At 62.5% G+C, this 26,796-nt stretch carries 30 protein-coding genes, 1 tRNA gene and 1 pseudogene (1 of these 32 only partly in view); 12 read left to right on the top strand and 20 right to left on the bottom strand.

Annotation, left to right across the window (positions count from 1 at the left end):
- Nucleotides 1-95: 95 nt before the first annotated feature.
- Nucleotides 96-3,554, top strand: coding sequence for a DNA polymerase III subunit alpha (gene dnaE, locus ACFQ2S_RS00215; RefSeq protein ID WP_386071734.1), 3,459 nt, complete (start codon nucleotides 96-98; stop codon nucleotides 3,552-3,554).
- A gap of 73 nt (nucleotides 3,555-3,627) precedes the next feature.
- On the opposite strand, the gene ACFQ2S_RS00210 is transcribed toward dnaE, so the two are convergent.
- Entirely contained in the window at nucleotides 3,628-4,836 is a 1,209-nt protein-coding gene (locus tag ACFQ2S_RS00210) for a trans-sulfuration enzyme family protein (protein WP_386071732.1), read from the bottom strand.
- A 237-nt stretch (nucleotides 4,837-5,073) separates the two neighbouring features.
- On the opposite strand from ACFQ2S_RS00210, the gene ACFQ2S_RS00205 reads away from it, so the two are divergent.
- The gene (locus ACFQ2S_RS00205; RefSeq protein WP_386071731.1) at nucleotides 5,074-5,637 is read left to right on the top strand and encodes a hypothetical protein; all 564 of its coding nucleotides are present in this window, start codon (nucleotides 5,074-5,076) and stop codon (nucleotides 5,635-5,637) included.
- A 10-nt stretch (nucleotides 5,638-5,647) separates the two neighbouring features.
- Here ACFQ2S_RS00205 and ACFQ2S_RS00200 read toward each other — a convergent pair whose 3' ends face one another.
- Nucleotides 5,648-6,157 (bottom strand): HugZ family pyridoxamine 5'-phosphate oxidase, encoded by a 510-nt coding sequence (locus tag ACFQ2S_RS00200; protein ID WP_386071729.1) that lies wholly within the window; start codon nucleotides 6,155-6,157, stop codon nucleotides 5,648-5,650.
- A gap of 233 nt (nucleotides 6,158-6,390) precedes the next feature.
- Here ACFQ2S_RS00200 and ACFQ2S_RS00195 point away from each other — a divergent pair, with 233 nt between their 5' ends.
- The 6 genes from ACFQ2S_RS00195 to ACFQ2S_RS00170 all read left to right on the top strand — a co-directional run bounded on the left by ACFQ2S_RS00195 (nucleotide 6,391) and on the right by ACFQ2S_RS00170 (nucleotide 9,758).
- A complete protein-coding gene (locus ACFQ2S_RS00195; RefSeq protein ID WP_386071727.1) occupies nucleotides 6,391-6,798 on the top strand; it encodes a universal stress protein in 408 nt (135 codons plus the stop codon).
- A gap of 63 nt (nucleotides 6,799-6,861) precedes the next feature.
- Nucleotides 6,862-7,707 (top strand): DUF6206 family protein, encoded by an 846-nt coding sequence (locus tag ACFQ2S_RS00190; protein WP_386071725.1) that lies wholly within the window; start codon nucleotides 6,862-6,864, stop codon nucleotides 7,705-7,707.
- 78 nt (nucleotides 7,708-7,785) lie between these two features.
- A complete protein-coding gene (locus tag ACFQ2S_RS00185; RefSeq protein WP_386071723.1) occupies nucleotides 7,786-8,106 on the top strand; it encodes an antibiotic biosynthesis monooxygenase family protein in 321 nt (106 codons plus the stop codon).
- A 10-nt stretch (nucleotides 8,107-8,116) separates the two neighbouring features.
- Nucleotides 8,117-8,881, top strand: coding sequence for an NAD(P)H-dependent oxidoreductase (locus ACFQ2S_RS00180; protein ID WP_386071721.1), 765 nt, complete (start codon nucleotides 8,117-8,119; stop codon nucleotides 8,879-8,881).
- A 65-nt stretch (nucleotides 8,882-8,946) separates the two neighbouring features.
- Complete coding sequence (locus ACFQ2S_RS00175; protein WP_386071719.1) at nucleotides 8,947-9,219, top strand: hypothetical protein; 273 nt, start codon at nucleotides 8,947-8,949, stop codon at nucleotides 9,217-9,219.
- A gap of 131 nt (nucleotides 9,220-9,350) precedes the next feature.
- Nucleotides 9,351-9,758, top strand: coding sequence for a universal stress protein (locus ACFQ2S_RS00170; RefSeq protein WP_386071717.1), 408 nt, complete (start codon nucleotides 9,351-9,353; stop codon nucleotides 9,756-9,758).
- Here ACFQ2S_RS00170 and ACFQ2S_RS00165 read toward each other — a convergent pair whose 3' ends face one another.
- The 8 genes from ACFQ2S_RS00165 to uvrB all read right to left on the bottom strand — a co-directional run bounded on the left by ACFQ2S_RS00165 (nucleotide 9,759) and on the right by uvrB (nucleotide 16,214).
- Nucleotides 9,759-10,289, bottom strand: a complete 531-nt coding sequence (locus ACFQ2S_RS00165) for a YdcF family protein (RefSeq protein WP_386071715.1) — start codon at nucleotides 10,287-10,289, stop codon at nucleotides 9,759-9,761.
- Nucleotides 10,270-10,509, bottom strand: coding sequence for a hypothetical protein (locus ACFQ2S_RS00160; RefSeq protein ID WP_386071713.1), 240 nt, complete (start codon nucleotides 10,507-10,509; stop codon nucleotides 10,270-10,272). Before ACFQ2S_RS00160 ends, ACFQ2S_RS00165 begins: the two co-directional genes overlap by 20 nt.
- An 87-nt stretch (nucleotides 10,510-10,596) precedes the next feature.
- A complete protein-coding gene (locus tag ACFQ2S_RS00155) occupies nucleotides 10,597-11,325 on the bottom strand; it encodes a hypothetical protein (protein WP_386071712.1) in 729 nt (242 codons plus the stop codon).
- A 35-nt stretch (nucleotides 11,326-11,360) separates the two neighbouring features.
- Nucleotides 11,361-11,654, bottom strand: a complete 294-nt coding sequence (locus ACFQ2S_RS00150) for a hypothetical protein (protein WP_386071710.1) — start codon at nucleotides 11,652-11,654, stop codon at nucleotides 11,361-11,363.
- Nucleotides 11,655-11,957: 303 nt separating this feature from the next.
- Nucleotides 11,958-12,170: a hypothetical protein gene (locus ACFQ2S_RS00145; protein ID WP_386071708.1), complete on the bottom strand. Its 213-nt coding sequence runs from the start codon at nucleotides 12,168-12,170 to the stop codon at nucleotides 11,958-11,960.
- Nucleotides 12,171-12,474: 304 nt separating this feature from the next.
- Nucleotides 12,475-13,356, bottom strand: coding sequence for a calcium-binding protein (locus ACFQ2S_RS00140; RefSeq protein WP_386071707.1), 882 nt, complete (start codon nucleotides 13,354-13,356; stop codon nucleotides 12,475-12,477).
- Nucleotides 13,357-13,683: 327 nt separating this feature from the next.
- Complete coding sequence (locus tag ACFQ2S_RS00135; RefSeq protein ID WP_386071705.1) at nucleotides 13,684-14,016, bottom strand: hypothetical protein; 333 nt, start codon at nucleotides 14,014-14,016, stop codon at nucleotides 13,684-13,686.
- A complete protein-coding gene (uvrB, locus tag ACFQ2S_RS00130; protein ID WP_386071704.1) occupies nucleotides 14,013-16,214 on the bottom strand; it encodes an excinuclease ABC subunit UvrB in 2,202 nt (733 codons plus the stop codon). The genes ACFQ2S_RS00135 and uvrB overlap by 4 nt, the downstream gene beginning before the upstream one ends.
- A 509-nt stretch (nucleotides 16,215-16,723) precedes the next feature.
- Between uvrB and ACFQ2S_RS00125 the strand changes: the two genes are divergently transcribed.
- Nucleotides 16,724-17,035 (top strand): ETC complex I subunit, encoded by a 312-nt coding sequence (locus ACFQ2S_RS00125; protein ID WP_386071702.1) that lies wholly within the window; start codon nucleotides 16,724-16,726, stop codon nucleotides 17,033-17,035.
- A gap of 16 nt (nucleotides 17,036-17,051) precedes the next feature.
- On the opposite strand, the gene ACFQ2S_RS00120 is transcribed toward ACFQ2S_RS00125, so the two are convergent.
- The gene (locus tag ACFQ2S_RS00120) at nucleotides 17,052-17,660 is read right to left on the bottom strand and encodes a TetR/AcrR family transcriptional regulator (protein WP_386071701.1); all 609 of its coding nucleotides are present in this window, start codon (nucleotides 17,658-17,660) and stop codon (nucleotides 17,052-17,054) included.
- Between the two features lie 106 nt (nucleotides 17,661-17,766).
- Here ACFQ2S_RS00120 and ACFQ2S_RS00115 point away from each other — a divergent pair.
- Nucleotides 17,767-17,843: transfer RNA gene (locus ACFQ2S_RS00115), tRNA-Arg, on the top strand.
- Between the two features lie 81 nt (nucleotides 17,844-17,924).
- On the opposite strand, the gene ACFQ2S_RS00110 is transcribed toward ACFQ2S_RS00115, so the two are convergent.
- The 3 genes from ACFQ2S_RS00110 to ACFQ2S_RS00100 form a co-directional block, all read right to left on the bottom strand.
- The gene (locus ACFQ2S_RS00110) at nucleotides 17,925-18,926 is read right to left on the bottom strand and encodes a tyrosine-type recombinase/integrase (RefSeq protein ID WP_386071700.1); all 1,002 of its coding nucleotides are present in this window, start codon (nucleotides 18,924-18,926) and stop codon (nucleotides 17,925-17,927) included.
- Between the two features lie 194 nt (nucleotides 18,927-19,120).
- A complete protein-coding gene (locus ACFQ2S_RS00105) occupies nucleotides 19,121-19,414 on the bottom strand; it encodes a hypothetical protein (protein WP_386071698.1) in 294 nt (97 codons plus the stop codon).
- Complete coding sequence (locus ACFQ2S_RS00100) at nucleotides 19,411-19,578, bottom strand: Arc family DNA-binding protein (protein WP_386071696.1); 168 nt, start codon at nucleotides 19,576-19,578, stop codon at nucleotides 19,411-19,413. Before ACFQ2S_RS00100 ends, ACFQ2S_RS00105 begins: the two co-directional genes overlap by 4 nt.
- A 61-nt stretch (nucleotides 19,579-19,639) precedes the next feature.
- Here ACFQ2S_RS00100 and ACFQ2S_RS00095 point away from each other — a divergent pair, with 61 nt between their 5' ends.
- Entirely contained in the window at nucleotides 19,640-20,065 is a 426-nt protein-coding gene (locus ACFQ2S_RS00095; RefSeq protein ID WP_386071695.1) for an Arc family DNA-binding protein, read from the top strand.
- A 531-nt stretch (nucleotides 20,066-20,596) separates the two neighbouring features.
- Here ACFQ2S_RS00095 and ACFQ2S_RS00090 read toward each other — a convergent pair.
- The 5 genes and pseudogenes from ACFQ2S_RS00090 to ACFQ2S_RS00070 form a co-directional block, all read right to left on the bottom strand.
- Complete coding sequence (locus ACFQ2S_RS00090) at nucleotides 20,597-20,746, bottom strand: hypothetical protein (RefSeq protein WP_386071984.1); 150 nt, start codon at nucleotides 20,744-20,746, stop codon at nucleotides 20,597-20,599.
- A 25-nt stretch (nucleotides 20,747-20,771) separates the two neighbouring features.
- Nucleotides 20,772-21,113, bottom strand: a pseudogene (locus ACFQ2S_RS00085) (bifunctional DNA primase/polymerase); the annotation flags it as partial.
- Nucleotides 21,092-21,253: a hypothetical protein gene (locus tag ACFQ2S_RS00080; RefSeq protein ID WP_386071693.1), complete on the bottom strand. Its 162-nt coding sequence runs from the start codon at nucleotides 21,251-21,253 to the stop codon at nucleotides 21,092-21,094. The gene ACFQ2S_RS00080 and the pseudogene ACFQ2S_RS00085, both read right to left, overlap by 22 nt.
- A 596-nt stretch (nucleotides 21,254-21,849) precedes the next feature.
- Nucleotides 21,850-22,347 carry a SixA phosphatase family protein gene (locus ACFQ2S_RS00075; protein WP_386071692.1) on the bottom strand — a complete coding sequence of 166 codons (498 nt, stop codon included), beginning with the start codon at nucleotides 22,345-22,347 and terminating at the stop codon, nucleotides 21,850-21,852.
- A gap of 594 nt (nucleotides 22,348-22,941) precedes the next feature.
- Complete coding sequence (locus ACFQ2S_RS00070) at nucleotides 22,942-23,526, bottom strand: nickel-binding protein (RefSeq protein ID WP_386071690.1); 585 nt, start codon at nucleotides 23,524-23,526, stop codon at nucleotides 22,942-22,944.
- A gap of 98 nt (nucleotides 23,527-23,624) precedes the next feature.
- Here ACFQ2S_RS00070 and ACFQ2S_RS00065 point away from each other — a divergent pair, with 98 nt between their 5' ends.
- Complete coding sequence (locus ACFQ2S_RS00065; protein WP_386071689.1) at nucleotides 23,625-25,262, top strand: winged helix-turn-helix domain-containing tetratricopeptide repeat protein; 1,638 nt, start codon at nucleotides 23,625-23,627, stop codon at nucleotides 25,260-25,262.
- Nucleotides 25,263-25,740: 478 nt separating this feature from the next.
- Here ACFQ2S_RS00065 and ACFQ2S_RS00060 read toward each other — a convergent pair whose 3' ends face one another.
- Nucleotides 25,741-26,796 carry the 3' portion of an FG-GAP-like repeat-containing protein gene (locus tag ACFQ2S_RS00060; RefSeq protein ID WP_386071688.1) on the bottom strand. Its footprint extends 699 nt past the window's final position, so only the last 1,056 of its 1,755 coding nucleotides appear in the window; its start codon lies off the right edge, out of view; it ends in the stop codon at nucleotides 25,741-25,743.

Raw genomic sequence — 26,796 nt, 5'->3', positions numbered from 1 at the left:
CCAATGTCCGATTTGCGCGGCGATTCGCAATGGCAAATCGCGGCCTCGTAATCAACCCGTTTCATTGTCCGCGGCGCTCGCCTAGGGTCTCCGGCATGAGCAGCTCTCCCCGATTCATCCACCTCCGTCTTCACACCGAATACTCGCTCCTCGAGGGCGCGATCCGGACCAAGAAACTCCCCGGCCTGTGCCGCGACATGGGCATGCCGGCGGTCGCCGTGACCGACACCAACAACATGTTCGCGGCGCTGGAGTTTTCCGTCACCGCGAGCGGCGCCGGGATCCAGCCGATCATGGGATGCCAGGTGGACCTAGAATACGAGCCCGTGGTGCCGGGCGCGAAGCCGGTGCCGCCGGCGCCGGTGGTGCTGTTGGCGCAGGACGAGCAGGGCTATGGCAACCTGATGAAGCTCAACTCCTGTCTCTATCTGCGGGGCGACCATTCGCAGCCGCATGTGACGGAGGAGGAGCTTGCCGCCCATTCGGCGGGGGTGATCTGCCTGACCGGCGGGCCGGACGGCGCGCTGGGGCGGCTGGTGCGCGGTGGCCAGGAGCCGAAGGCGCGGGCGCTGCTGGAGCGGATGGCGCAGGCTTTCCCGGACCGGCTCTACGTGGAGTTGCAGCGCCATCCGGGCGAGGACGGGCAGCCGGAATCGGAACGAGCCACGGAGCGGTTCTTCGTGGAGTCGGCCTACGAGCTTGGCCTGCCGCTGGTGGCGACCAACGACGTCTACTTTCCCAAGTCCGAGTTCTACGAGGCCCATGATGCGCTGCTCTGCGTCGCCGAGGGCGCCTATGTGGACCAGCAGGAGCCGCGCCGCAGGCTGACGACGCAGCATTACCTGAAGACGCCGGAGGAGATGATCACGCTCTTCGCCGATCTGCCGGAGGCAATCCAGAACACGGTGGAGATCGCGAAGCGCTGTCATGTAGTGTCCGAACGGCGCAACCCGATCCTGCCGACATTCGCCGAGAACGAGGTGGAGGAGTTGCGCCGTCAGGCAAAGGAAGGGCTGGCCGACCGTCTGGCGGTGATCCCCCATGCGGCGGCGGTCGAGGAATACGAGAAGCGGCTGGAATTTGAGCTGGGCATCATCGAGTCGATGGGCTTCCCGGGCTACTTCCTGATTGTTGCCGACTTCATCAAGTGGGCCAAGAAGCATGACATTCCGGTGGGGCCGGGCCGGGGCTCGGGGGCGGGCTCGCTGGTCGCCTATGCGCTGACCATCACCAACCTTGATCCGCTCCGTTACAGCCTGCTCTTCGAACGCTTCCTGAACCCGGAACGGGTCTCTATGCCCGACTTCGACATCGACTTCTGCATGGACCGCCGCGAGGAGGTGATCCGCTACGTGCAGGACAAGTACGGCCACGACAAGGTGGGTCAAATCATCACCTTCGGAGCGCTTCTGTCGAAGGCGGCGGTGCGGGATATCGGTCGGGTGCTGCAGATGCCCTTCGGCCAGGTGGACCGGCTGTCGAAGATGATCCCGGTAGAGGGGGTGAAGCCCGTCTCGATCGAGAAGGCGCTGGCGACCGAGGAACGGCTGCGCGAGGAGGCGCGGAACGACGAACAGGTCGACCGGCTGATGACCTACGGCCAGCAGGTCGAGGGGCTGCTGCGGAACGCCTCGACCCACGCCGCGGGGGTGGTGATCGGCGACCGGCCGCTCGACGAGCTTGTGCCGCTCTACCAGGATCCGCGGTCCGACATGCCGGCGACCCAGTTCAACATGAAATGGGTCGAGCAAGCGGGGCTGGTGAAGTTCGACTTCCTCGGCCTCAAGACGCTGACGGTGATCCAGAACGCGCTTGACTTGCTCAAGCTGCGCGGTGTGGAGATCGACATCGATCACATCCCGCTCGATGACAAGAAAACCTACGAACTTTACGCCGCCGCCAAGACGGTCGCCGTGTTCCAGGTGGAAAGCTCGGGCATGATGGATGCGCTGCGGCGCATGAAACCGACCTGTATCGAGGACATCGTGGCGCTGGTTGCGCTCTACCGCCCCGGCCCGATGGAGAACATCCCGACCTACTGCGAGGTCAAGAATGGTCTGAAGCAACGGGAATCCGTTCATCCGCTGATCGACCATATCCTGGAGGAGACGCAGGGCATCATCGTCTACCAGGAGCAGGTGATGCAGATCGCCCAGGTGATGGCCGGCTACAGCCTCGGCGGCGCCGACCTGCTGCGCCGCGCCATGGGCAAGAAGATCAAGGAGGCGATGGACGCCGAACGGCCCAAGTTCGAGAAGGGCGCGGGCGAGAACGGCGTCGATAAGAAGAAGGCCAGCGAGGTCTTCGACCTTCTGGAGAAGTTCGCCAACTACGGCTTCAACAAGTCCCACGCCGCGGCCTATGCGGTGGTGAGCTACCAGACGGCCTATCTCAAGGCGAACTACCCGGTCGAGTTCATGGCCGGGATCATGAACTGCGATATCCACCTGACGGAAAAGCTCTCGGTCTATGCCGAGGAGGTCCGACGGGGGCTCGATATCGAGATCGTGCCACCCTGCATCAACCGCTCCATCGAGACCTTCTCGGTCGAGGACGGCAAGGTCATCTATGCGCTGGCAGCGCTGAAGAACGTAGGCGCCGATGCGATGCGCCTGATCGTGGAGGGGCGCGGCGAGACGCCCTTCGTCACCCTCTTCGATTTCGCGCGCCGGGTGGATCTGAAGCACGTGGGCAAGCGGGCGCTGGAGATGCTGGCGCGGGCGGGAGCCTTTGACGTGCTGGATCGCAACCGGCGGCGTGTGCTGAACTCGCTCGACGCGCTGGTCGCCTATTCGGCGGCGATCCACGAGCAGCGGAACTCCAACCAGGTGTCGCTGTTCGGCGAGGCGGGCGAGGACCTGCCGGAGCCGCGGCTCGCCAATCTCGACGATTGGCTGCCCAACGAGCGGCTGGCCGAAGAGCACGCGGCGATCGGCTTCTACCTCTCGGGCCATCCGCTCGACGATTACATGAGCATGCTGAAGCGCCGCGACGTGAAGACCTTCGCCGAGGTCCAGGAGCTGGTGAAACACGGGCCGGCGGTGGTCAAGATGGCCGGCTCCGTCTCCGGCAAGCAGGAGCGCAAGTCGGCGCGGGGCAACCGCTTCGCCTTTGTCCAGATGTCGGACCCGACGGGGCTGTTCGAGATGACGGTCTTCTCCGACACGCTGGAAAAGGCCCGCGACCACCTGGAACCGGGGCGCAACGTCGTGGTGACGGCGGAGGCGACCTTCGAGAGCGAGCAGCTCAAGCTGCTGTGCAAGGGCGCGCGACCGGTGGATGAGGAGGGCGGCCCCCGTTCAGGGGGCGGCGGCTTTCGGCTATTCGTGAACGACGGAAGCGCGCTGCCGGTGCTGCAGTCGATCCTCGTCCGCACTGCCGAGGCCGGGCCCGTCCGCATGAAGGGTCCGATTCACGTCACCCTGATCGATCCCGGCTTGCCGGGCGAGGTGGACATGGAACTGGGCACCGACCTTCCCGTCAGTCCGCAGGTGCGCGGAGCGCTAAAGGCGGTGGGCGGCGTGGTCGACGTGGAGGACCTCGACCTGCGGTGAGAAGGAAGCGCCCGATGGGCGCTGCCTTCGGCGAGGGTATTGGGACCAAGAAGAATGTGCGGTCCCGCGCCGCTCAGAGCACCTGCGCGAGATCCGCGATCAGGTCCGCGGGGTCCTCGAGCCCGACCGAGAGACGGAAGATTCCGTCGCCGGCAAAGGCGCGGTAGCTTTCGAGATGGCGGCCCTGCAGGCGGAACGAGGTTTCCATCAGCGGGTCGGTTTCCATCCAGAATATCAGGCTGCGGTGGTGACCGAGCGAGACGGCGTAGTGGATCACCTCCAGCCGGTCGATCATCTGCTGTGCCAGCGCCTGGCCCCTGGCGGCATCGCCGACCTGGAAGGAGATCATGCCGGCGGTGTTGGTCATCTGCCGTTCGGCCAAAGCGCGCTGCGGGTGCGAGGCAAGGCCGGGATGGATGACCCGGGTGACGCTGTCGCGGCTTTCGAGCCAGTTGGCCAGCTCGATCGCGCCGGCCTCGTGGGCCTTCATTCGCAGGGGCAGGGTGGCCATGCCGCGGGCGATGAGCCAGGCGTTGAAGGGCGACAGGATCCCGCCGTGGTGGATGCTGGCCTCCAGCCGCATCCGGCCGATCAGCTCGGCAGAGCCCGCGACGGCACCGCCCACCGCGTCGCCATGCCCGCCGATGTACTTGGTGATCGAGTGCATAACCAGGTCGACGCCGAGACCGGCACTGTCCTGGCCCAGCGGCGAGGCGAATGTGGCGTCGCAGGAGACCAGCGCGCCGGCGTCATGGGCGAGCCTGGTCACCGCCGCGAGGTCGGTCAGCCGGCCGATCGGGTTGACCGGGGTTTCGCAATGCACCAGCCGGGTGTTGTCGCGCAACGCGGCTGCCACGGCCTCGATGTCGGACATGTCGACGAGGCTCACCTCGATGCCCAGCCGGGGCAGGGTGTCCCGGGCGAGCTCGGCAACGCCGGCATAGGAGACGTCCGAGACGACCACGTGATCGCCGGAGGAGAGGAAGGTGAGGAAGATCGCCGAGGCCGCGGCCATGCCGGAGGCGGTGCAAAGGCAGGCGTCGGTGCCTTCCAGAGCGGCGATCTTGCGTTCCAGCATGTCGACGGTGGGATTGCCCCAGCGGGTGTAGAGGTAGCCGCTGGCGTCTTCGAGGTCATGGGCGGAGAAGCCTGCGACCTGGTCGGTCACGAAGGTAGAGGACATGTGCAGCGGCGGCGCGGAGGCACCGGTGCTCGGGTCGGGCCCTTCGCCTGCGTGGATGGCAAGGGTCATCGGTCCGCGGGTGTTCTTTCGGTCTGTCATGATATCCTGTCGGGCTATTGCGTTACGTCTCCTGCGGCCTCAGCGCGGTTTCGCGTTGCAACAGCCTTTATGGCCCCAGGTGCCTCGATGCAGCGACAGGCGCGCCGCGATGTCAACCTCCGCGGGTGCATGAATTTTCGGCGGATTCGTGCCGTCCGGGCGTCTCGGGGACTGTTGCGGTTGCGCCACGCGGAAGGTTCGGCTAGCCCGGACTCGTTTTTCACACGAGGTTTGACGATGCCCATTTCCCACGCCGCCGCGCGGGTCTGTGCCGTGCTATGTGTGACGCTGGCCGCCTTCTCCGCCTCGGCGGAGCAGCAGGGACAGCCGCGCGCTTCGACCAAGGCGCCGACGACCATCGAGCAGGGGCCGCTGGCGCAGGCCTGCGGCGTCCGCGGCAAGGCGCTCGGCAGCCCGGTCGAAAAGGGCCCGGGCAAGTGGAAGCTCTATGACACCCAGCCCGGCAGTACGGCGCCGCGCGATTTCTACCTTACCGGGTTCAGCGATGGATGCCCGCGGCGGATCACGGCAGCGGTTGCGATGTTCGGGTCGGTCGCGCTCTACGAGGCGGTGCATTACGGCCCGGTGGGATTGAAGCCGAAGGGCGATGCGACCGATGCCGCCTATGCGCAGCTGCGGGCGCGCACCTGCGGCTCATCGAAGTCCGCCTGCTCCGAGCGGGAGATACGCCGCCTGGAGCGGAGTGCCGCGTTTTTGAGCGTCTATCCGTCCAAGGGCAGCCCGTCGCGGCTGGAGCTTCTGATGACGCGGGGGCGGCTGGCGGCGGTGGCGCAGAAATAGGCCGCGCCGCTCACCCCTTTGCCGGCATCCCGAGGTCTCGGGGCGCAAGGACATAGGCCTTGCCAAAGCCGCCGTTCAGGAAGCCTCGCGAGACCTCCAATATCGCGAATCCGAAATCGCCGAAGTCGATGTAGAGCTTCGCCTTCGGGTGCTGTTCCAGCCAACGATCGCGCAACTCGGCGTGTTCGGGGGCGCCTCGCGCGACCAGTCGGGCCCGGCATTGCAGGGTCAGCCGTGGATGGGTGAGCGGATCGCCCTTGTCGCCCGGCTCGCCTATCAGCACCGAGCAGGCGGGGTTTGCCTGCAGCGCGGCGGTATGCTGGGACAGCGACGAAATCAGCGTGGCGGGCCGGCTGGAAGCATCCGTGCCGATCGCGATCCGCGTCACCATCGGGGCGCCTGTCCCCGGCTCCAGCACGCCGAGCGCCGCGTAACGCGCGCCGGTCAGCAGGTCGCGGGCCAGTGCGCGGGCTTCGTCATCGGTCGGTCGGATCGGATCGATCATTTTTTTCGATATCATGGTATCTTGCGTCTTTGCGCCGTCGAGCGCAGGGTAACGCCGGCTCGGGAGGATTCAAGGAGGAGAGCGGATAGGCGAACCGATGCCCGGCGCTTGCACGCGCCCGAAACCCGAGTGTCGGCGGAAGGGCGTTTCCATGGCGACGCGTTCTTTTCTGGCCCGGATCGTGACCTGAATCAAAGCCTCGCCAAACCGCTTCGGCTAGCCTGCAGCCACCAAGGAGAAACAGCACCATGTATGACAATGTTCTTGTCCCCGTTTCCTTCGAAGCAGACCGCAACGCGCGCGCGGCGATGGAGATCGCCCAGGCCATCCGCGCCGAGGGCGGCAAGATCACGCTGCTGCACGTGATGGAGCATCTGCCGCAATATGCGACCGAATACCTGCCGGCCGATCACCTTGAAAAGGCGCGTGCGGATATCACGAGCGGCCTGTCCGCGCTGTCGGAATCGGTGAAGAACGCCGATGTGGTCGTGGTCGAGGGGCATTCGGCCCGCACCATCCTCGACTATGCCGAGGAATCCGGTGTCGATTGTATCGTGATTGCGAGCCACCGGCCGGGGATGCAGGATTACTTCCTCGGTTCGACCGCGGCCCGCGTGGTGCGTCATGCCAAATGTGCGGTGCATGTGGTCCGCTGACATGATACACGTCTTCTTCGCCGGGTGAGTGGTGCCGGGTGTGGCATGAACCGCGGGAGAGGAATGGCGCAGTCAGAATCCGAACTTCGCGACCTGCTGGAAGCCGGTCGGACGAAGCAGGGAGAGCCGATCTCGCGGCTTGGCTATTTCTGTGCGCCATTCCGTCCGGCGGACGGGGCGTTTGCCGGCAAGGTGATCAAGCGTTACCCGTCTCATGCGACGCCTGCCGCACTCGACCGACTTGCCTGCGCGCACGACGCCTATCTTTGCCTGCTGCTCAAATGCGGGGTCGCTGTTCCCAAGACCGAATTCTACCTGATCGAGATGCACGGGCGCCGCGTTCCGGTGATCGTGCAGGAAGGGTTGCCTGACGCCAGCATGATGCGCCGCCAGATGATCGCCGGCACGCCGGAACAGGCGCTTGAGTTGATGCAGGCGGCCGGCGAACAGATCGCCGATTTCTGGGCGGCGGTCGAGGGGCGGGACGAGCGCATCGGTTTTCATCCGTCGATCCGCAACCTCGCGGTGATCGACGGGCGGGCGATCTTCTTCGACACCTTCCCGCCGCTCATCGGATATGACCGGGACGAAATGGGTGAGCTGCTGATCACCTTCTCCGGCTCGCCGCTGATGCGCACCGTTGGGCCGCTGCTGCGCAATCGGGTCACGGCGATCCAGGACGAGTGGTATTCGCCAGCCGGAACCCTGATCGGACTGGTGGGAAGTGCCTGCCGTTTGCGGCCGGTCGAGGCGCCGGATTTCCTCGATTGGGGCTGCGATTTCGCGGAGCGGCGGATGCCGCGCCATGCGACGGAGGTCCGGAAGCACCTCGCCGTGCCGCCGCGGCTTCCCGGATACTGGACCGCGACGCGCAAGCTTCTGGGTCTGAAGGGCGCGCCCAACCTGTGACCGGTGGGCGCGGTGGCCAGTTTCTCCTGTCTCGGTATTCATTGCGTGGTAGTCTCTTCCTACCGTCAGGAGAGTGAAATGCCCACGATTTCCAACGCCAACACGGTCCAGACCGTCATTACCACCTTCGAGATGACACCCGGCACCTGTCAGGACCTGCTCGACGAACTCGAGGACGCCTACGAAAACTTCATCTCGCATCAGCCCGGCTTCATCGGCGCCGGCGTGCATGTGAACGACGCCCAGACCCGGATCGCCAATTACTCGCAATGGGAACGGCGGGAGGATTTCCAGGCGATGCTGCGCAGTGACGAGATGCGAGCGCGAAGCCGCCGATTGCACGAGCTGTGCCGCAGCTTCGAGCCGGTGATGTACGACGTGGTCGCGAGCTACGGCTGAGCGATGCACGGTGACTGATGCTCATATCGTCTCCGCCCACCCGGAGCCGCAATCCTTTACCGCGGGCTGGGCTCGCGCCTCTGTCGATGCGGTCCGCGCGCTTGGAGGTGTGGCGGAGCATTCCGATCTCTACGCGCTTGGTTTCGATCCCGCGGAGCGCGGGACGCTTTATGACACGGCCGACATTGCCGAACGGCGTTTCGACCCTCTGAAGGTCCAGCAGGACGCGGCAGCCCGCGGTGCCTTGCCATCCGATCTTGTCGAGCAGGTTTCGCGGATCAAACGTGCAGATCTGTTGATCCTGCACTTCCCGATCTGGTGGTTCGGTCCTCCCGCCATCCTGAAAGGCTGGATGGATCGCGCGCTGGTGCACGGGGTCATGCATGCCGAGGATGCGCGGTTCGACCGCGGGCCCTGCCGCGGCAAGCGGGCGCTGATCTGTGTCTCGACCGGGTGCAGCGCCGTCGAATGCAGGCCTGACGGGCGCGAGGGCGACCTTCGCCTGCTTCTCTGGCCGTTGGCGCAAACGTTGCGCTATTGCGGCTTCGACGTCTACGAGCCGGTCTCGGTCCATTCCGTGCATGGCTTTCACGAGCCGCCGCAGCGGCTTGCGCTGGAGCAGCGGCTGTCGGCGACGCTCGCCGGGCAGACGGACCTACTGGCAGGGTTGGAGCAGCGCCCGCTCTGGCCCTTCAACCGTGATGCCGATTTCGATGCCGAGGGGCGGCTCCTGCCGGACGCGCCGTCCCACTCGCCCTTTGTCCGGCATGTCTGAGCGATGCTTGGCGTCCCCGGGATCGGAACGCGGTGCTGCGGCTCTTCAAAGCCGAGGAGGTTTCCATGCGTATTCTGACCTCTGGCCTGATGGCCATATTGCTCGTTGCACTGCCAAGCGCAGGCATGGCGCAAGGAGATGGGCGCGCGGATCTCTTGAACGCGGAGTGGGCGCAGGCTTCGCCAGATTGCAAGGAGGCCTGCGCGCGGCCAATTCAGTCGCTCGATGGGGTCCCTCCGACAGGGAAACAGGCCGTAGCGGGCGGGATGGGCGGCATCGACTATCTCGATGATCCGGCCATAGCGGCCGAGCGACCCGTCTCCGGGCAGGATTGCTGACGCGGCCAGGCCGCTGTGCGCAGGCTGTTTTCCGCCAGTCGCCTGAGCCGGCAGCTCTGGAGTGACCTGAATCAATGCGCCGCGGCCTAATTCGCGGGAGGATGGCCCGGGCAAGTTGCGGGAGGCGAATGATGTACCACAACATCCTCGTGCCGATTGCGTTCGACGGCGACAGCAAACCGAACGCTGCTCTGAGCGTGGCAAAGACACTGGCTGCCAAAGATGCGACCGTGACGCTGCTGCACGTGATAGAACATGTGCCGGCCTATGCGATCCACTACATTCCGGAAGACCTGATGCGCGCCACGCGCGACGGTATTCACGCCGAACTGAGTCGGCTCGGGGAAGATCTCCCCAACGGCAATGCGCTCCTGCTGGAAGGGCATGCCGGACGTAGCATTCTCGACCAGGCAAGCCGGATGAAGGCCGATTGCATCGTCATCCAGAGCCACCGTCCCGGACTACAGGATTACGTTCTGGGAAGCACTGCGGCGCATGTCGTCCGCCATGCGAATTGCGCGGTCATGGTCGTGCGCTGATCAGCCAGGTCCCCCGGGCCTGATCAGGTAATACAGGAAGGCTGGCACTTCCCTCAGGGCCGACCGCAGGCGCTTCCACCCTTGGGTTCCGGAAGGTACGGGCGTTGCGGTGCGGTAGCTGAGGCCGAACCGGTGTGCAACGAGCGCGGCACGGGGAGCATGGTAGGCGTCGGTCACGATCACGATGCGGGCGACACCTTCCTCGCGAAGGATCGGCAATGCGAAGGCGATGTTCTGGTAGGTGCTGGTCGAGGCCTCCTCGCACCGCAATGCCGGTCCGGGCACGCCTTCCGTCTCGCAGATGCGCCGGATCATCTCGGCCTCGCTGGGTGGATGATGACCGACGCCGCCACAGCCGATCACCAGATGAACATGGCCCTCCCGCCAGAGAGCCGCACCCTTGCGGGCCCTCCGGTCGAGGGTTGGGGACGGGAGTTCGCCCGGCCAGACCGCTGCGCCCAGAACCAGGGCCGCAACGCGCTCTTCGACGGTGTGGTGGGCCCTGGGCGGTTCATGCGATTGCCGGGTCATTCCGGACCTCGATGGAAAAGCTTCCCTGCGTGAAAGGAACGACAGGCTTGATGAAGTCGAACACGATGCCGCCGGCCCATTGGGCGCCTTCTGCCATCCACTCGATCTGGAGATCGTGGCTTGCGCCGGCGATATCGTAAGGTACGAGGATCCGACCGCCTCCGCCGCAAGGCAGGCCCTGACCACTGCCATACTGGCTCTGTGCCGCTTGGGGTGTCATGGGCTCGTTCCATCCGTGCTGCCTTGCGAGTTTGACCTTACCAGTCCCGGAGTTCGAAAGGGACAGCACCTTTCCAACAACCGCATCTCAGAACTCGAACCATGTGCCGATCTTCACACCCTGTGCGTCATCGTTGTGGATGCCGAGTTGCAGTGTGGATTCAATGCTGAGGCCACGGCCCAGGCGACGAACATAGGTCGGCACGGCGCGGAGGTAGGCAGGAGCGCTGTCGATCCCGCCGGTTTGCATCTGGAGGTAGACGAGATTTTTCTCGCCGGGCGTGAGGCCGAACGTGGTGTCGAGCTTCCAGTGACCCTCTTCGGCCTCCATCTGCCAACCCGCCTTGGCGTCCATATCGAGCCAGCCGTTTGCCCATCGGGTCGAAAAGCCCCGGCCCCAGGCGAACCCGGTCCGCATGATGGTGTCGTCCAGACCGCGCCAGTCCTGAACCGCCCCGAACCCGATCTCGACAGCGTAGCGATTTTGCCAGGAGAGATCGCCGAGGCTGCTTCGCAGAAACCAGATCGACGCGCCGGTGCCGTTCGCTGGGCGATTGTGGCGATCGATGCCGAAAGTCAGGCGTTCGCTCATGCCGACCTCCGCGTAGAGGGCAAGCTCGTTTTCAAGCACGATGCGGGTGCCCTCGACGATCGGTTGCGAGACCTGCGCGAGATAACCCTCCATGTCACCGAACGTCGTCCAGGATAGGGAGGCAAAGACCTGGCCCTTGCCGCGTGGCCAGGCACCGCCTGCCGTTACAGGCAGCGCCATGATCATCGCGAGAACAATCAGCGGGAGTAGGCTCAGGGAACGCATATCCTCAGCCTTCCTCAGCTTGGTTAACAAGTGCTTTAGGCGTGGAGGCTACGGACGCTTTGAGGCGAAGGGTTGCGCCCCTGCACATCCCGGAGCGCCGGATCAAGCGCGTAGGCTGTCGTTTCCGCACCTGCGCCACCTGGTGCGGCAGGGCCACTTCCGGAGAGCAGGTCTCGGACCACCACGAATGCAACAAGCGCGATGGCGGATATCCATCCGGCAAGGAGATAGCTCGTCACGATCGCAAGCCAGCCTGCGCCACCAATTCCAATGCAGACGGCCGCAATGATTCCAGCACATGATGAAAGCAGCGTGACGCCAATGATCATACCAGGTCTCCGAAGCGCGGACCGGTTGTGGGCCGGTGTTGCAACCTTTCCACGAAAAGTCTTGTCGTTCGGTTAATGGCGGTGAGGATTTTCCGGTTTTCAGCGCCGCGAGGAGGGCGCCGATCCCGGTCGATTTCTTGCCAGCGTCTTACGCTGGTTGAGGCCAACAGGAAAACGTCCGGGCCTGCTGGAGCAGAAACCGGCCAGAGTGTCATATATTCACCAGTTCACCAGCCCAGGCTCAACGTCCTGATCAGCCGGCGCAGTGGCGACATGCTTGAAGACTGTCCGAAAATCCGGGCTTCAGGCCGTGACGGGCTGGCGGTCGTCGTCGCCGGAGTCGGTCTGAGGGACAGAGGCGCGCGCCACCATAACTATCGTGAGGACGATGGATGCAACCCAGCCGGAAATGCAGAAGGCGGCTATAATCGCCAATACGCCCTGACCGGCCAGCGCAAAGACGAGAGCTGCGAAAAAGGCGATAGAGGTCGAAATCAGAAGTACTGCGATCGCCATTGCTGCGCCTCCTCAATTCCGGGCATCATTCAGCCCGTTTTCGGCACTGCGGTCTGGTCCTTGCTGGACATTCGCACTGCCGTCCGTTTGTTCATGGGGCGATGTGGCACCAAGAAATTGGCAAGAATGTGGCGTGGGTGTGGCGCTTCCCGTCGTCGCTCGATTACTGGTTGATACTTCATGCCGCAGGCTGGTTTCGGGAAATGCCCAGCCCGGGAAAACTGTCCGGGCCGGGACGTCTTGCCTTTTCAGGCGTGACGGGCAGGGCCTTGGAGGCCATCCGGTTCCCGCCCCGATGGGGCGTTTACACGATGAGGTCGTCGGCAAGGCTTCCTAGATCGGTGTCGACTACAACGAGCCGGTTGCCGTCTCCGAAGTTCAACACCGCATTGTCGCCTCTCTGCTTGCCGAACTCGTCGATTGCCTCTTCTGCCGTCATGCCGGTGACGCCCGAGACCTTCAGGACAATGCTGTCCGCATCGTCCTCGAAATCCAAGATCCTGTCGCGGCCGTCGTGGTAGACAAAGGTATCACGGCCGAAGTCGCCTCGCATGACATCGTTGCCCATGCCGCCAACAAGCCGGTCGTTGCCGGTTCCGCCACGCAGGAAGTCGTTCCCCTTGCTGCCGTGGAGCGCGTCGTCGTCTCTGCCGCCAAACAGGCGGTCGTCGCCCCGCCCGCCGCTCAGATAGTCTTCACCGTCGCGACCGGACAGGATGTCTGCCCCAGCCGAACCGGTCATCTCGTTGTTGAGGAAGTCACCGTGATATGTGTCGTCGAAACCGGTGCCGCGGTAGGGATTCTCGAACAATTCGTGTGGTGCGTCCGAGATGTCCAGTGCGGCGACGAGTGCGCCTGTAAAGTTGGGCTTGTCGTCCGGGAAGTGCAGGAAGGTCTGACCACCTGCGGTGAAGACGACCACGTTCACCGCCGCGCCGGTCGGGACGTGCAGGCCGGCAACGGTGACGCCGGGCTCGAAGGTGCCGGAGCCGACATAGGTCAGCGCGTCCCCGTTGAAGAGCGAGAGCCCGTCGTCGTCCGACGACATCGTGCCGTTGCCGTCTCTGAGGGTGCCTTGGATCTCAGAGTCCATATCACCCAGAAGAATCGTGGGATCGTCGGAAAGCAAATTCAGAGACAGCAAGGCGCCATCGTATGGGGTAACGGTAATACTTTTTGTCGGCATGATGGGTGTCCTCCAATCGCCGTAAAGGTGGTGGACCAAGCACCAAGTCTCAACTCCACCACCGGTTGAGTCGGTTCGCCCATTCATCGCAACAAGTGTGTGTGGCTTTTTTTCCGCGAACTCCGGCAAGATCATGAACTCTGACCATGCGGAAACGAACTTCCTGGTAGCGGATTCAAGATTTTCTGTTAAAAATCAAATCGTTGAGGTGTGGGCTTTCCGGCTTTCATGGCGCGGAAATGACATAAGGATTAACGGTTTTCGCTTGATTTGACCCAATTGTCTCGCGCCGGGCAATCGACGGCCCGCGGATTCAATGTCGCATCATTAACACGCCTTGATTGAGTCGCTATGGGCCTGGCCGACCGGATCCATCGCCCTCTGCAAGGTTTTGGCGGCCGTTCCTTCGCGTTCGGCCACCGCTGCGACGGCCCCGTCCCAGGCGTCGACCCACCCGAGACCCTCGGAGCGGTACTCCACAAAGGCCAAGGAGATGGCGTCGTAGCGGGCAAGTTCTTCGGGGTCGACCTGTTCGGCGAGAGTTGCGGCTGCGCATGTGTAGACCGCTTCATTGGCGCCTGTGTCCATGCACATTGCGATGTTGTTCGCCGAAGCGGGAAGCGCGGTGACGGTCAGAAGTGCGGCCAAGGTCGATCTCATTTCGATTTCCTCCTTTTTACATTGCCGCCGCGTTGCCCGGGCCGGCCCGCCGTGGACCTGCCCCTGCCGGCCACCGCCGCCTCGCCGGCCGCTTCGATGGCGGACTGGCGAGCCAGCGGGTCATCGGCGATGGCGAGGTCGATGGCTTCCAGCCGCTTGATCTCGTCGCGGAGCCGGGCCGCCTCCTCGAACTCGAGGTTCTCTGCCGCCTTGCGCATCTGATCGCGGAGCCCATCGAGATGAGCCTCGAGGTTCGCGCCGTGCATCGGCTTGTCAATGGTCGCGGTGACCCGGGCCATGTCGGCGTCGCCCTTGTAGAGCCCCTGCAGGATGTCATCGACGTTCTTGCGGATAGTCTCCGGCGTGATGCCGTGCTCCTGGTTGTAGGCGATCTGCTTGGCGCGCCGGCGTTCGGTTTCCTTCAGCGCGCGCTCCATCGAGCCGGTGATCCGGTCGGCATACATGATCACCCGGCCTTCGGCGTTGCGGGCGGCGCGGCCGATGGTCTGGATCAGCGAGGTCTCGGAGCGCAGGAAGCCTTCCTTGTCCGCGTCGAGGATCGCCACCAGCCCGCATTCGGGGATGTCGAGGCCTTCGCGCAGCAGGTTGATGCCCACGAGTACGTCGAAAGCGCCGAGGCGCAGGTCGCGCAGAATTTCGATCCGTTCGATGGTGTCGATGTCGGAGTGCATATAGCGGACCTTGATGCCCTGCTCGTGCAGGTACTCGGTCAGATCCTCCGCCATGCGCTTGGTCAACGTGGTGACGAGGGTGCGGAAGCCATTGGCGGTGACCTTCCGGATCTCATCCAGCAGGTCGTCCACCTGCATCTCGACCGGTCGGATCTCCACCTCCGGGTCGAGCAGCCCGGTCGGGCGGATCACCTGTTCGGTAAAGACACCGCCGGTCTGCTCCAGCTCCCACGCCGCCGGCGTGGCGGAAACGAAGACCGACTGCGGTCGCATCGCGTCCCATTCCTCGAACTTGAGCGGGCGGTTGTCCATGCACGAAGGCAGACGGAAGCCGTGCTCGGCCAAGGTGAACTTGCGCCGGTAGTCGCCGCGGTACATGCCGCCGATCTGCGGCACGGAGACGTGGCTCTCGTCGGCGAAGACGATGGCGTGATCGGGGATGAATTCGAACAAGGTGGGGGGCGGCTCGCCCGGCGCGCGCCCCGTCAGGTACCGCGAGTAGTTCTCGATGCCGTTGCAGACGCCGGTGGCCTCCAGCATCTCGAGGTCGAAGTTCGTACGCTGTTCCAGCCGCTGCGCCTCCAGCAGCTTGCCCTCGTCGACCAGTTGGGAGAGGCGCAGCTTCAGCTCCTTCTTGATGCCCTCGATCGCCTGTTTCATCGTCGGCTTGGGCGTCACGTAGTGCGAGTTGGCGTAGATCCGGATCCGTTCGAACGTGTCCGTCTTCTCGCCGGTCAGCGGATCGAACTCGGTCAGACTCTCCAGTTCCTCGCCAAAGAACGACGCGCGCCAGGCGCGGTCTTCGAGGTGCGCTGGCCAGATTTCGAGCACGTCGCCGCGGACCCGGAACGAGCCGCGCTGGAACGCATGGTCGTTGCGGCGATACTGCTGGGCCACGAGATCAGCGATCACCTTGCGCTGGTCGTATTCCTTGCCGGCGTGCAGATCCTGCGTCATCGCCCCGTAGGTCTCGACCGAGCCGATGCCGTAGATGCAGGAGACCGAGGCGACGATGATCACGTCGTCGCGCTCCAGAAGCGCCCGTGTCGCGGAGTGGCGCATCCGGTCGATCTGCTCGTTGATCTGGCTTTCCTTCTCGATATAGGTGTCCGAGCGCGGCACGTAAGCTTCGGGCTGGTAGTAGTCGTAATAGCTGACGAAATACTCGACCGAGTTCTCCGGGAAGAAGTGCTTGAACTCGCCGTAGAGCTGGGCTGCCAGTGTCTTGTTGGGGGCAAGGATGATCGCCGGTCGCTGCGTTTCCTCGATCACCTTCGCCATGGTGAAGGTCTTGCCAGTGCCGGTGGCGCCGAGCAGCACCTGGTCGCGCTCGCCGTCGCGCAGGCCATGCGATAGCTCGACAATCGCCGTCGGCTGGTCGCCGGCGGGTTCGAAGTCCGCATGCATGATAAAGCGCTTTCCGCCCTCGAGTTTCTCCCGGATGCGGACGTTGGGCGCCGGGCTGTTCAGCACGGGCGCGGTCTTGTCGGAATGGGCATAGGGCATGGGCGACTCGTCTGGCTGCGGCACGGTCTGCTTTTGTTCTTTTCGGACGGACGGCAGGAAAGTGCAAATTCTTTCCCGGTGCCTGATGCGGCCACGGAGCCTTTCCGCGATCACGAAGTCGCCAGTTCCGTTTTTTGGGGAGGTGTGGCGGCAAAAGGAGAGACAACCCGGGACCAATCCGTTTCCCACGAGACTTGGCCGTCGTTTTCGGAGCCAATCGCGGCTTTGGTGCAAGCTTGAGCGCTATAAGGTGTGTTTTTTGACTTAAGTCGGAAGCAATCTGCCTGAAATGGCATTTATTGTTGCCGATTCGGAAAAAGTTTCGCACCATCCTCCTACGCAGCAGACAGGTTGCCGGCCTCCACTGCGACCCACCCCCAAACCCCGCACGCCGTTGCTGGCCGGCAGCCGCTGCCCTCGGCGGCGTCGATTGGACCCTTGCAGCCCCGATGTGCTTGGCGGTAAATCTCCTTGAGGCCAAGGAGACTTGAGGCCAAGGAGGACGATCCATGCGCGCGAGAATCTACCAACCGGCAAAGAACGCCATGCAATCCGGCACCGGCAAGACCAAGATATGGCTGCTGGAAATCGTCCCTGCCGATGGAGCCGAGATCGATCCGCTGATGGGATGGCCCGGCGGCACCGATGTGAGCAGCCAGGTCCGCCTGCGGTTCGACACCAAGGAAGCCGCCTTGGATTATGCCCGCGAGAAGGGCCTCGATTTCACGCTGGTCGAGCCCAAGAAACGCAAGCCGGTGATCCGTCCGAATGGCTATGGCGAGAATTTCGCCACCAACCGGCGTGGCGCCTGGACGCACTGAAAGACGGCGGGGCCCGTCAGACCGCTGCGCTCTGCGCGGTGAGGTTCGACAGGATCAACTCGATCATCCGTTCGATCTGAGGCCGCGGCACCCCGGAGATGCGCTGCTCCAGCCCGAGCGACACGATCCCGTGGACCGAAGAGAAGAGAGCGCGGGTCATGAGCGCGATATCCGTCGCCGAAAGGTCGGGGAAGATTTCCCGGAGCGGGCCGCCGATCACCGCGAACAGGTCTTCGAGCGCCGCGAGATACCACGCCGGGACGGCATCGAGTTCCGTCACCCGCAGGTCGAACAGGCAGCGCCATAGGTGCTCATTCTCGGACGCGAAACGCAAATAGGCGATCGACATCACAACCAGCCGCTCCTGCGGGCTGGCTCCTGGCACGTCCGCCAGATCCGCCTCGATCGCTGCGCCTAGCCGCCGGAAAGTGCGCCCGTTCACGGCCATGGTCAGCTCGTTCAGGTCGCTGAAGACGTTGTAGATCGCCCCGACCGAACAGCCCGCCTCCGTCGCAAGTCTTCGAGCCTTGAGCGCGCCCAGCCCGGCTTCGGAGATCTGCCGCTCGGCGATATCGACCAGGCAGGTACGAAGGGCGTCGCGTCGGGCATCGGTCTTTGCGCTCATGGAATCCTCGTGAACTTCGTTCAATGCTACGCCAAAGCTGCGAAAAGGGAAACACCCGCCGCAGAGGCTTGAAATCGTCCGCGCCGCTGCGCAAAAGGGGCGAAGCGGTCCCATAGCTCAACTGGATAGAGCAGCTGACTTCTAATCAGCAGGTTCGGGGTTCGAGTCCTCGTGGGATCGCCACTCTTGCTCGATTGCCATTTTGCACCTTTCTTTTCATAGGCTTGTTGCTGCGTGTCCCATTTTTGGGTTGTGTGTCCCAAATCACGAATCCCCTATCAGCAGGCGGATCATTCGTTTGCGGTCGGCATCGCGGGTGTAGCGCTCGACTTCGGAAAGGGTCATGTGCCCGGCCATCGCCGCGATCTGATGCGTGGTTTTTGCCTGCTCGGCCCAATAGACGCAGAACGCCTTGCGCAGCCCGTGCAGCCGGAAGGAAACGCCGGCCGCGGTTGTTGCTTCGGCAAAGAAATTGCCAAGCCCGGCGGGGGCAAATGGCCTGCCGAATGATGTGAGCAACAACGCGGGGGCAATGTCCGGTGTTCTGGCGATCACCGACCGTAACTCTGATGTGAGCGGAACGTAGGCCGTCTTGCCGGTCTTTTGCCGGGTGTAGGTAAGTAGGCCGTCGTCGAGGTTCGCGCGGCTCAGTTGTGCCAGATCCACGCGGGAGGCGCCGGTATAGAGCGCGAGGTCGAATACCAATCGCTGCGTCGTGCCAATCGGCCAGCGCTCTTGGAAGCGTGCAATGTCGTCGGGGTCGGCCGTCGGGAAGCCCTGGGACTCGGGACGCTCAATTTCCAGACCACGGGTCGGGTCGGAAGGAATGAAACGCAACTTGTGGGCATGTTGGAAAACGGGTCGCAGCGCTTTCAGTTCGTTCACCGCAGCCCACCCACCCTTCGAATAGAGCGCTGCTTCCAGGTCTTCGCGGGTGATGCTGTTCAACGGCCGGGCGCCCTGGACGGCGACGTATCGGCGGAGGATAGCCTCTTTGTTTTTCCGGGTGGACGGGGCTAGACCATCCCACCGGGGGGACGACTTGAAGAGGTCCACGGCCCAAGCGAAGGTGCCGGCTTTTGGCGAGTCCGTGCCCGGCGGGCGATGTTGCCAGCGGGCGTGTTCGGCGCAGTAGGCGGCAAACACCTGCGGGTCAGTCGGGTGCAGGCCATGCACACCGAGCGCGATCTCCTTGCCGCCGCGGCGGTAGGTGTGAAACCAGCGTCCGCGGCGCAATTTTGATCTGAGGAAAGGCGGTTTCTTCATGAGGCTCCATCGGAAAAGGGTTTGCCCCGCCAAACGTTATGGGCGGGGGGCTTTCCGTCAGGATACTCAAACACGATGCCATCCGGCCCTACGCTCTTGACGCGAACGCCGGGGTGCAGCCCGGCCACCGTCTTGTGCGCCTCTTCGATTTGGTGCCGAGTGGGCATCTGAGGGGCAGGGGATCGCGACATGTCTTAGCTGTCGCGCCCGGCGAAGGCCTCGATGGCAAGGCAGAAGTTTTCGACGACCCGGTTGCTCGATGCCGACCACTCGGCGCGGATGGCGTCACCCACTTCCGACCGGACGAAACGTGACTGCGCCGCCAGCGCTTCCAGGCTCGATGCGACCGTGCTGCAAACCGCCCGCTCGGCGTCGTGGCACGCCCACCAAAGCGAGCCGTCGTCGTCGTCGTCGGACGCCTCGGAAGCGGCCTTGTGGGCTTCCCATTCGGCCACAAGGCCAGGAAGCGGATCTACGCGGGCACTCATTGGCTGGCCTCCATGCGGGTCAACTCGCGCTCGGTGCGTTCCATGCGCTCACGAACGGCGCGGACTATCTCGGAATTCTGGCTGGCGTTGTTCCTCTGCGCCTGGTGCGCGATCCAATCCTTCAATTCGGGTGGCAGGCGAAGCTGCAGCGGTCTGCGGGTCATGCGACTCTCCAGTGGCTATGTGCCACTAATGGCGTAATGCCAGTATTGCGTCAAGCGTGGAATGTGGCTTATTGCCAGCATGAGCGAAAACACGCCACAGACCCAAGATAAGTTCATCGTCCGCCTGCCGGACGGCATGCGCGACCACATCAAGGCGAAGGCCGCGAAGAACAACCGCAGCATGAATGCCGAGATCGTTCACGCACTGGAGGAGCATCTGCGCCCGCGGTTCATCATCGATATGGGCGACCCGAACGATTACACGCCGGCCGACGCGCGGGCGGAATTGGTGGACGAGGGGCCACCGCCTCCGCCCGTCGTGTTCAGCCCCGAAATGAAGCGGGCGCTGCAATCCATCGTCGGGCAGGTGCAAGCAGACTTGGAAAGGCGCATCAATGATTTTCTCTGGATGAACGAAGCGATATCCGAACGGGAAGAATTGGAGGCCGACTTTGGCCCACCGAAGAGCCTCGACAAAAATGATTGACGACGCACCCAACCCTACGCGCCCCTAAGAGCCGTTTCTGTGGGCATCCCAGCCTTCGACTAGGGCAACAAGGTGCCAAAAACGCGAGATGGCCTCTAGAACGGCCTTGTAGCGGGGCGGGCGGCAAAGCGGAGTGGCAAGGCGCGACGCCGCGCAGGAGCGGGGCCGGCGGCGGAGTTACCCCCTCCGCCATGGGGCGTTATTTCGTTGACCCGGCGCGGCAGCACGTCCCGGTTGAGCGCCCCCGGGCGCATCTGAAGCCATGCCGGGTTCAGCCGTAACATAAGAAAATGCCAGACCTGCTGCCACTCAAACAGCAGGCTGGGCTTAGTTTCGAAAATTGGCTCTTCAATATTCGAAAAACACTAGTGCTCGAAACGGTGTGGTCAAATCCCTCTCCCCACGGCCCCGGCAGAGCGCTACAGGGAATGCCCGCATTATGCCGCTTCGCAGCCTCCATAAAGCCGATAGCCATCCTCATCAGCCTTTCCCTAAACGCCGTCGATGGCGATACCGTCAAATGCGACGGCGTTAGCCTGCTCCCGATGGGCAATCCTCGACGCCGCGCCAGACGCCGCCCGTATTGAAGTCGAAGTGGTCGGCATTGCCGCTGGCCTTCTGCTCTTCCCGGCGAGGCAGCAGGTCCAGGATCCACTGCGACGCCTCGGCCACCTCGAGCATTCCCGGCGGGTTTCTTCGACCGGTAGGGCCTGCTGGCGCCTGCCTTCACTCTCGGAGGAGCAATTACCATCCAGCCATGTGCGCGGATATCCACTCCCGGTGCCACTTGGCCCTGGCAGGTCTTCGGGTCGAAGTCTTCAGGGTATCTGAAGCAGACGTGCCAGGGCCCGCTCGGGCTTTGTGCCTCGATTGTGTCCGGCCAGTCCTCGTGCTGCTGCCTCTGCTCCGCCAACCAGGTCACGCCATCGACGTCGCCTTTGGCGTCGCAGTCGATAACGAATATGCGCTTTCCTGCGTGGCGATGCCGAGGTTCGCGTCGGGGTACTTGGCAAACAGCGCCATCGCCTATTTGGGGTCGTTGGTGCATCCCCACCGCCGGCCGTCGTTGTTGGCCGCGGACTCGAAGGATTGCTTCTTGCCTGCCGGAGCCGGAAAGACGTGCCAGCCGCGCTTGGCATAGTCCACCGCAGCCCGACCGATATCGGAGAGAACGGCTTCGTGGATCATGCCGCCAGCCCTCGCTTGTAGGACGTGCTGGCATGCGTCCTGCGGGCAATCGACCTTGCCCAGAGGCGCCGGTTCGGGTTAAAAGAATGTGGAAGTTGAGTGGAGCCTGACCAGGGTTCGGCCCCGGCTGCAGTTAGTGCTGCGCCGGGGTTTTCGTTGTTCGACACACACGATTGTTGACAAATTCGCTTCCTTTGCAGAAGATTTCTACAACTGTTGCGTTTTTGGAAACCACTTACGGCCCCCCAGGCCCCGGTTGCGGTTGCCGCCGCACCGGGGTCATTTCTTCGAATTGTCGCCGACTGTTCACATTTCTGACTCAGACCGAGTATAGCGTCGGCATTGTTCGTTCGCTGCCAAAGAATAGTATCATCGTAAGCGCCGGGTGCAGTGTCCTTTGCCCCGGCGCTTTTTTGTTCAGCAACGTGCTAAAGGTCGGGGTGGTCCGCTGATTGCGCTAACCAGACTTCCATGCGACCAACGCGCTTCGCATCCGCAGCATCTTCCCGAACCGAAAGCTGCCATTCATAGTCGGCGCGACGATTGCCAATAATGAGCCTGTTGCCAACGGTCGGTGAATTCATGCGAACGCCAGCTCACTCCACGTTCAGACGTATGACACTGGGCGGTTTCTGGCCGGAGGGTTCCACAACAAAGAGGTCGTTATAGTCGGACTTGGCTATGTGGAATAACATGGGGTGTCCCAGACGCTGGACGATTTGCGGAACCGTTGATGAGTGACCGACAATCAGCACTCTATCGTCCGAGAATTCAGTCTTCAGTAGTCGCAGCAGTTTTTCGTGGTCGGACCTTGGAACCTCTATTGTAGGCAGTTTCAGCACGCTCGCGATCAGCGCACCGGTCTCCCGAGTTCGCATCATCTCACTCGTTACGATGACGTCTAGGTTGGCATCGGAAAGCACCTCTGCCCAACCTACTGCGCGCTCGCGCCCTGCATCCACCAGGCCCGCGTCAGAGGAACTCCAGTCGCGCTCAGCATGTCGAATGAGAAAAATGACCTCCTGTGCATGAACTTGACCTATCACTGAAGAAATCGTCACGAGCATCGCAAGTAGCGCCGGCAAGCACTTCATGATCGCCTCCCATGCAGAAAAGTAGCATTTCGATAGACTAACCGGCGAAACCCTTTGGCGCGTTGACGCAACTCAAATCGCATTGGTCAAACTTTGGGTTCAAAACGCCCCTCACGGCGCCGCGACGCGCAGACAGGTGAAAGGTGCCCGAGGCAACCCCAAACGAATGCTACCCGATGACCTTCATCGTTGAAACGAACGCAGGTCAATGATGAGGTTAGCCTTCCGGGAGGCGGAGATCCGAGCAGTTTCATCGGACCTGCGGCTCTCGCGGGCCGACATCGACGCAGAGCCGTCACTTGGGTGACGGTTCAGCTACCTGCGCATTCCTGTCATTCCCCGAGTATGGCGATTCGCATTTGCAGAATGGTGTTAGACCGACCTGAACGGCAGTTAACCGACAATCGTGAGGTACACTGTGATTGGCGATAACGTGTCCTTGCTGGCAAATGCACGACGTCAAATATGGTCGGCAACGCGCGCTTCCCTACCTATCGGTCGCGCAACCGCCGCCGCAAATCCCGGCCGATACTTGGGAGCCACCCCGACGTACCGAAGGAGTGGCAACCCGACGAAATCATCGCCTCCGACGCCTCAGTTCAGCTTTTGCCGTACCGGAGTGATCTTCCCGATCGGCGCTCCGGCGAGCGCGCCGTGTTCGCGCAGCGTTTCAGGGCTATCGGCCCTGTAGACGCAGTAGGTGCCTTCGCCAGTAAGATAGGAATGGTCCCACTCGATGGTGTCGCCGAGCTTGGCGATTGCGGCGTTCGACCCCTTGGAGATCTTCTGTTTCTTTTCCAGTCCGAAGAACCCGACGCCCGGAATTGGGCGTTCGATTACGTACACTTGGTGCCCATCGCGGAGTTGAGCGCCAGCAGGCTGGCCGCCGCCAACCGTTGGTGAATTGATGAAGAGGACCTCAGTGATCTTTTCCGGTGTGGCGGACGCCGCCCGCATCAGATCGCGCACGGCGTCTTCGTTCTCCACGCTGACGACCACGTAACTGTCGGCGCCGGCCGAAAGGGTTTCGTCAACACTCCACCCGTGTTGCTGCATGACTGAGTGCGTTGGTGCTTCGAACGGAGCGTCCAGTTCGACAACATACTGGCCGGCCATTGCTGTGGCAGGGGCAAGAAATGCGCTGAAAAGGCCGCTGCGGATCAAGGAAAGTTGGAACATGGGAGCCTCCCGTTAAAGATTAGAGCGTTTCGACGTCCGTGGCTATGACGTCGGAAACCGCTTAAACTGGTGACGGAAAACGCGCTGAAAAGTCCTGAATGAAGCCCGAAATCGACCCGAAATCCAAGATCCTGCTGATCGGCCAGTGTCAGTACGACATTGCGTCAGGTTCTTTGACCGACGCCAACGGAACCCCGATACGTTTGCGGCGGCAGTCCTCCGACGTCCTGGCGGTTCTGGCCGCGAACAATGGAAAGGTGGTGTCACGGGACGATCTCATCACGAAGGTCTGGAAAGGGGTCGCAATCACGGACGATTCCCTGATCCAATGCATCGCGGACATCCGCCGGGTACTCGGTAAACAAGCGGTCGAAACATATCCCAAGGTTGGCTACCGGCTGACAGCGGCGCGAATGCCGCAGGCTGGATCACCGGCAAAACGAGCCATGCGGGTTGTGGCGCTCACAGTGATAGTGGCGGTTTCGGCCGGGGCGGCGGTCTGGCAGTTTTGGAGCCCGCGCGAAACCCTCGACGCCGGAGACGTGATCGTTCCACCCAGGATCGTTCCCGAAAAAACCCTCGCCGTGCTTCCATTCGTCAATCTCGGCGGCGGAGCGGAGTTGCAGTATTTCGGCGACGGTCTGAGCGAGGATTTGACCACCGATCTCTCCAAGGTCACGGATCTGACGGTTATCGCCTACGCCTCAAGCGGAGACTTTGTCGACGCCGAAGCAGGTTTCAGCGAGATCGCCACCGATCTCGGTGTGCGCTACCTGGTGCGGGGAACCGTACGCCACTCGGGTGAGCGGGTTCGCATTAACGTATCTCTGATCGATCCGTACGAGGGCACCAATGTCTGGGCCGAGCGTTTTGACCGGGTTCGGCAAGACCCATTTGACGTACAGGAAGACGTCACGCGCGCGATCGTGGAGGCGCTGTCTTTGACACTTCAGTCGGAGGATGCGCCCTCCCGTGTCGCGCCCGATGCCTATTTCATGTTGTTACGCGGCCTCGAGCCACTGCGCGAAAATTCAGCCGCCGGCAATCGCCTGGCAATCGAGTATTTCCATCGCGCCTTGGAACTCGATCCGAACTATGCACGCGCCCATGCATACATCGCGGTCGCCCACGGGCGGGATTCCATGTTCAACTATTCGGGTGACCCGGAGCGTAGCTCTGTTCGCAAGGGCCTCGAGGCAGCGGTCACGGCAATCCAACTTCATCCCGATTTGCCCAATGCCTATTTCGCTCTTGGGATCCTGAATCTGGCCATCGGTGAACATGACAAGGCGCTCGCCGCTGCGCGCCACTCGATCCGGCTGAACCGAAACTTCGCGGATGGCTACGCGATACTGGCCGAAGCAGGGGTATATGGTGGGAATCTAAGTGAGGCACTTGAAGCGATTCAGCACGCCAAGCGCCTTCATCCGCATCACCCGGCGAGCTACCACTGGATCGAGGGGCATATTCATTTCCAGCTAGGGGACTACGAGGCGGCGCAACTGCTATTGGCACAAACCGTGGAACAGACCCCCGGCTTTTTGCCCGCCTTGGTAACTCTGGCCGCGGTCTACGCCGAATTAGATGACAAGGATCGAGGCAAGGCCGCACTTGCGGCTGCCAGCGTCCTGAAGCCTGGCTTTACGATTGACAGTTTCCTGGCCTCGACGCCCTACGCGTCGGAGAAGCGCCGGTCCAAGCTGGCCGACGCCCTTGGGACTTTGGGAGCCGAGTGAGGTTCCTGTACCCGGCCGCCTTTTTCAGACCATTACAGCTACAGCGGCCAAAGTCCGGTCTCCGCCCTTCCTTACGAATGCTGCGCGCGCATCGGTCGAGATTTCGCGCTTGCGGCTAAGGTCCGGCAAGTCGGCAAAGCTGCCGGGTTGGCCACGGCGAGCGCCCACGCTGACGTGTTGGTCGTCTGACTGCGCGGTGCTGCCGTTCACTCGGGGCCGAAGTTTTGTAAGCGCAGCATGTCGACGAAGCACGTGCGTGAGCCACAATATAATCTGGTGACCGCCATCAACTCAGCGGCGGGGCATTCTTGCAACAGCCGTTCGCATAAGTTCGTCCGCAGGCAAGTGACTCTCTAATGTAGCCCGGCAACAACCCGCGAGAAGCCCCGCCCGGAGATCACTCCAAGCGGGAAATTCTACGATTTGATCAACGCTGCAATTCGACCTGCTCGGTTCGACGCTGACGTCCCGGAGCGCTCTATGCCGAGAAATCGAAGCTTCCCAACTCAGCGAACAAGCCAGCATACCCATCGACGTAGATACGGATCAGGTCGATTTCAGCGATTGTCACACCGATCGTGTCAAGTTGTGCCGTGGTCTGTCCGTCGTACTCTGCCAATATCTCGGCTTCCAGAGCAGATGCCGTAGCAAGATCAACAACATGGAAGTTGGCCGTGTCGAACCCTTGGCTCGTATCATAAGCCATTTCGTCGATTTCAAGGCCATCGTCGGTGATCAAGCGTAGCCTGAGATGCTCGTCTCCGACGATGACGTCAATCGATGCATCTCCTCCATCGCTGGACTGGCTCCATATGAAGGCGTCATCTCCGGCCCCGCCGACCATGATGTCCTCGCCGGCGCCATCGAAACTAAGCGCATCATCACCATCCTGTCCGAAGAAGGTGTCATCACCGGTGCCGGCAGACAGCCTGTCGTTGCCAACTCCCCCGCGCCCCAGATCGTTCCCGCCGTTGCCATGAACTACGTCCGAACCCGCGCCACCGTAGACGATATCGTCGCCGTCATTGCCGTTGATGATGTCGTTGCCTTCATCGCCGTAGAGGTGATCGTTCCCGTCTTGGCCGTTGACGAGATCGTCACCATCTCCTGCGCGGACTTCGTCGTCACCTTGTTTCGCGAGCACGTTGTCATTGCCTGCGCCGGACTGGATCAGGTCGTCTCCTTTTCCGCCCTTGAGTTTGTTGTCTCGATCATCACCGGAAACTCTACTATCCCATGGATCTTCGGCGGAAAACACTGCGAAGCCTCCCCCTGGGTTAGAGCCACCAATCCAGGTGGTTGCAACAAGGTCGGTCAAACCGTCTCCATTGACGTCGTCAATTGCCAAACCATTGAGGTTGGAAACCGGAACGCCCACGTCGAGGTAGCTGCGTGTCCACACACCCTCGCCATCTGATAGGTATATGAAAGCGCCGTCCACCCGGTCGGTCGTCCAAGACGACCCGATAAGGATATCATCGAGGCCGTCATCATTGATATCGCCCATGATCGGCCCGACGAGAGTAGCGTTTAT

It is taken from the genome of Tropicimonas aquimaris (genome assembly GCF_042676185.1).
Lineage (GTDB): Bacteria > Pseudomonadota > Alphaproteobacteria > Rhodobacterales > Rhodobacteraceae > Tropicimonas > Tropicimonas aquimaris.
This window is presented reverse-complemented; position numbering and strand designations above follow the sequence as displayed.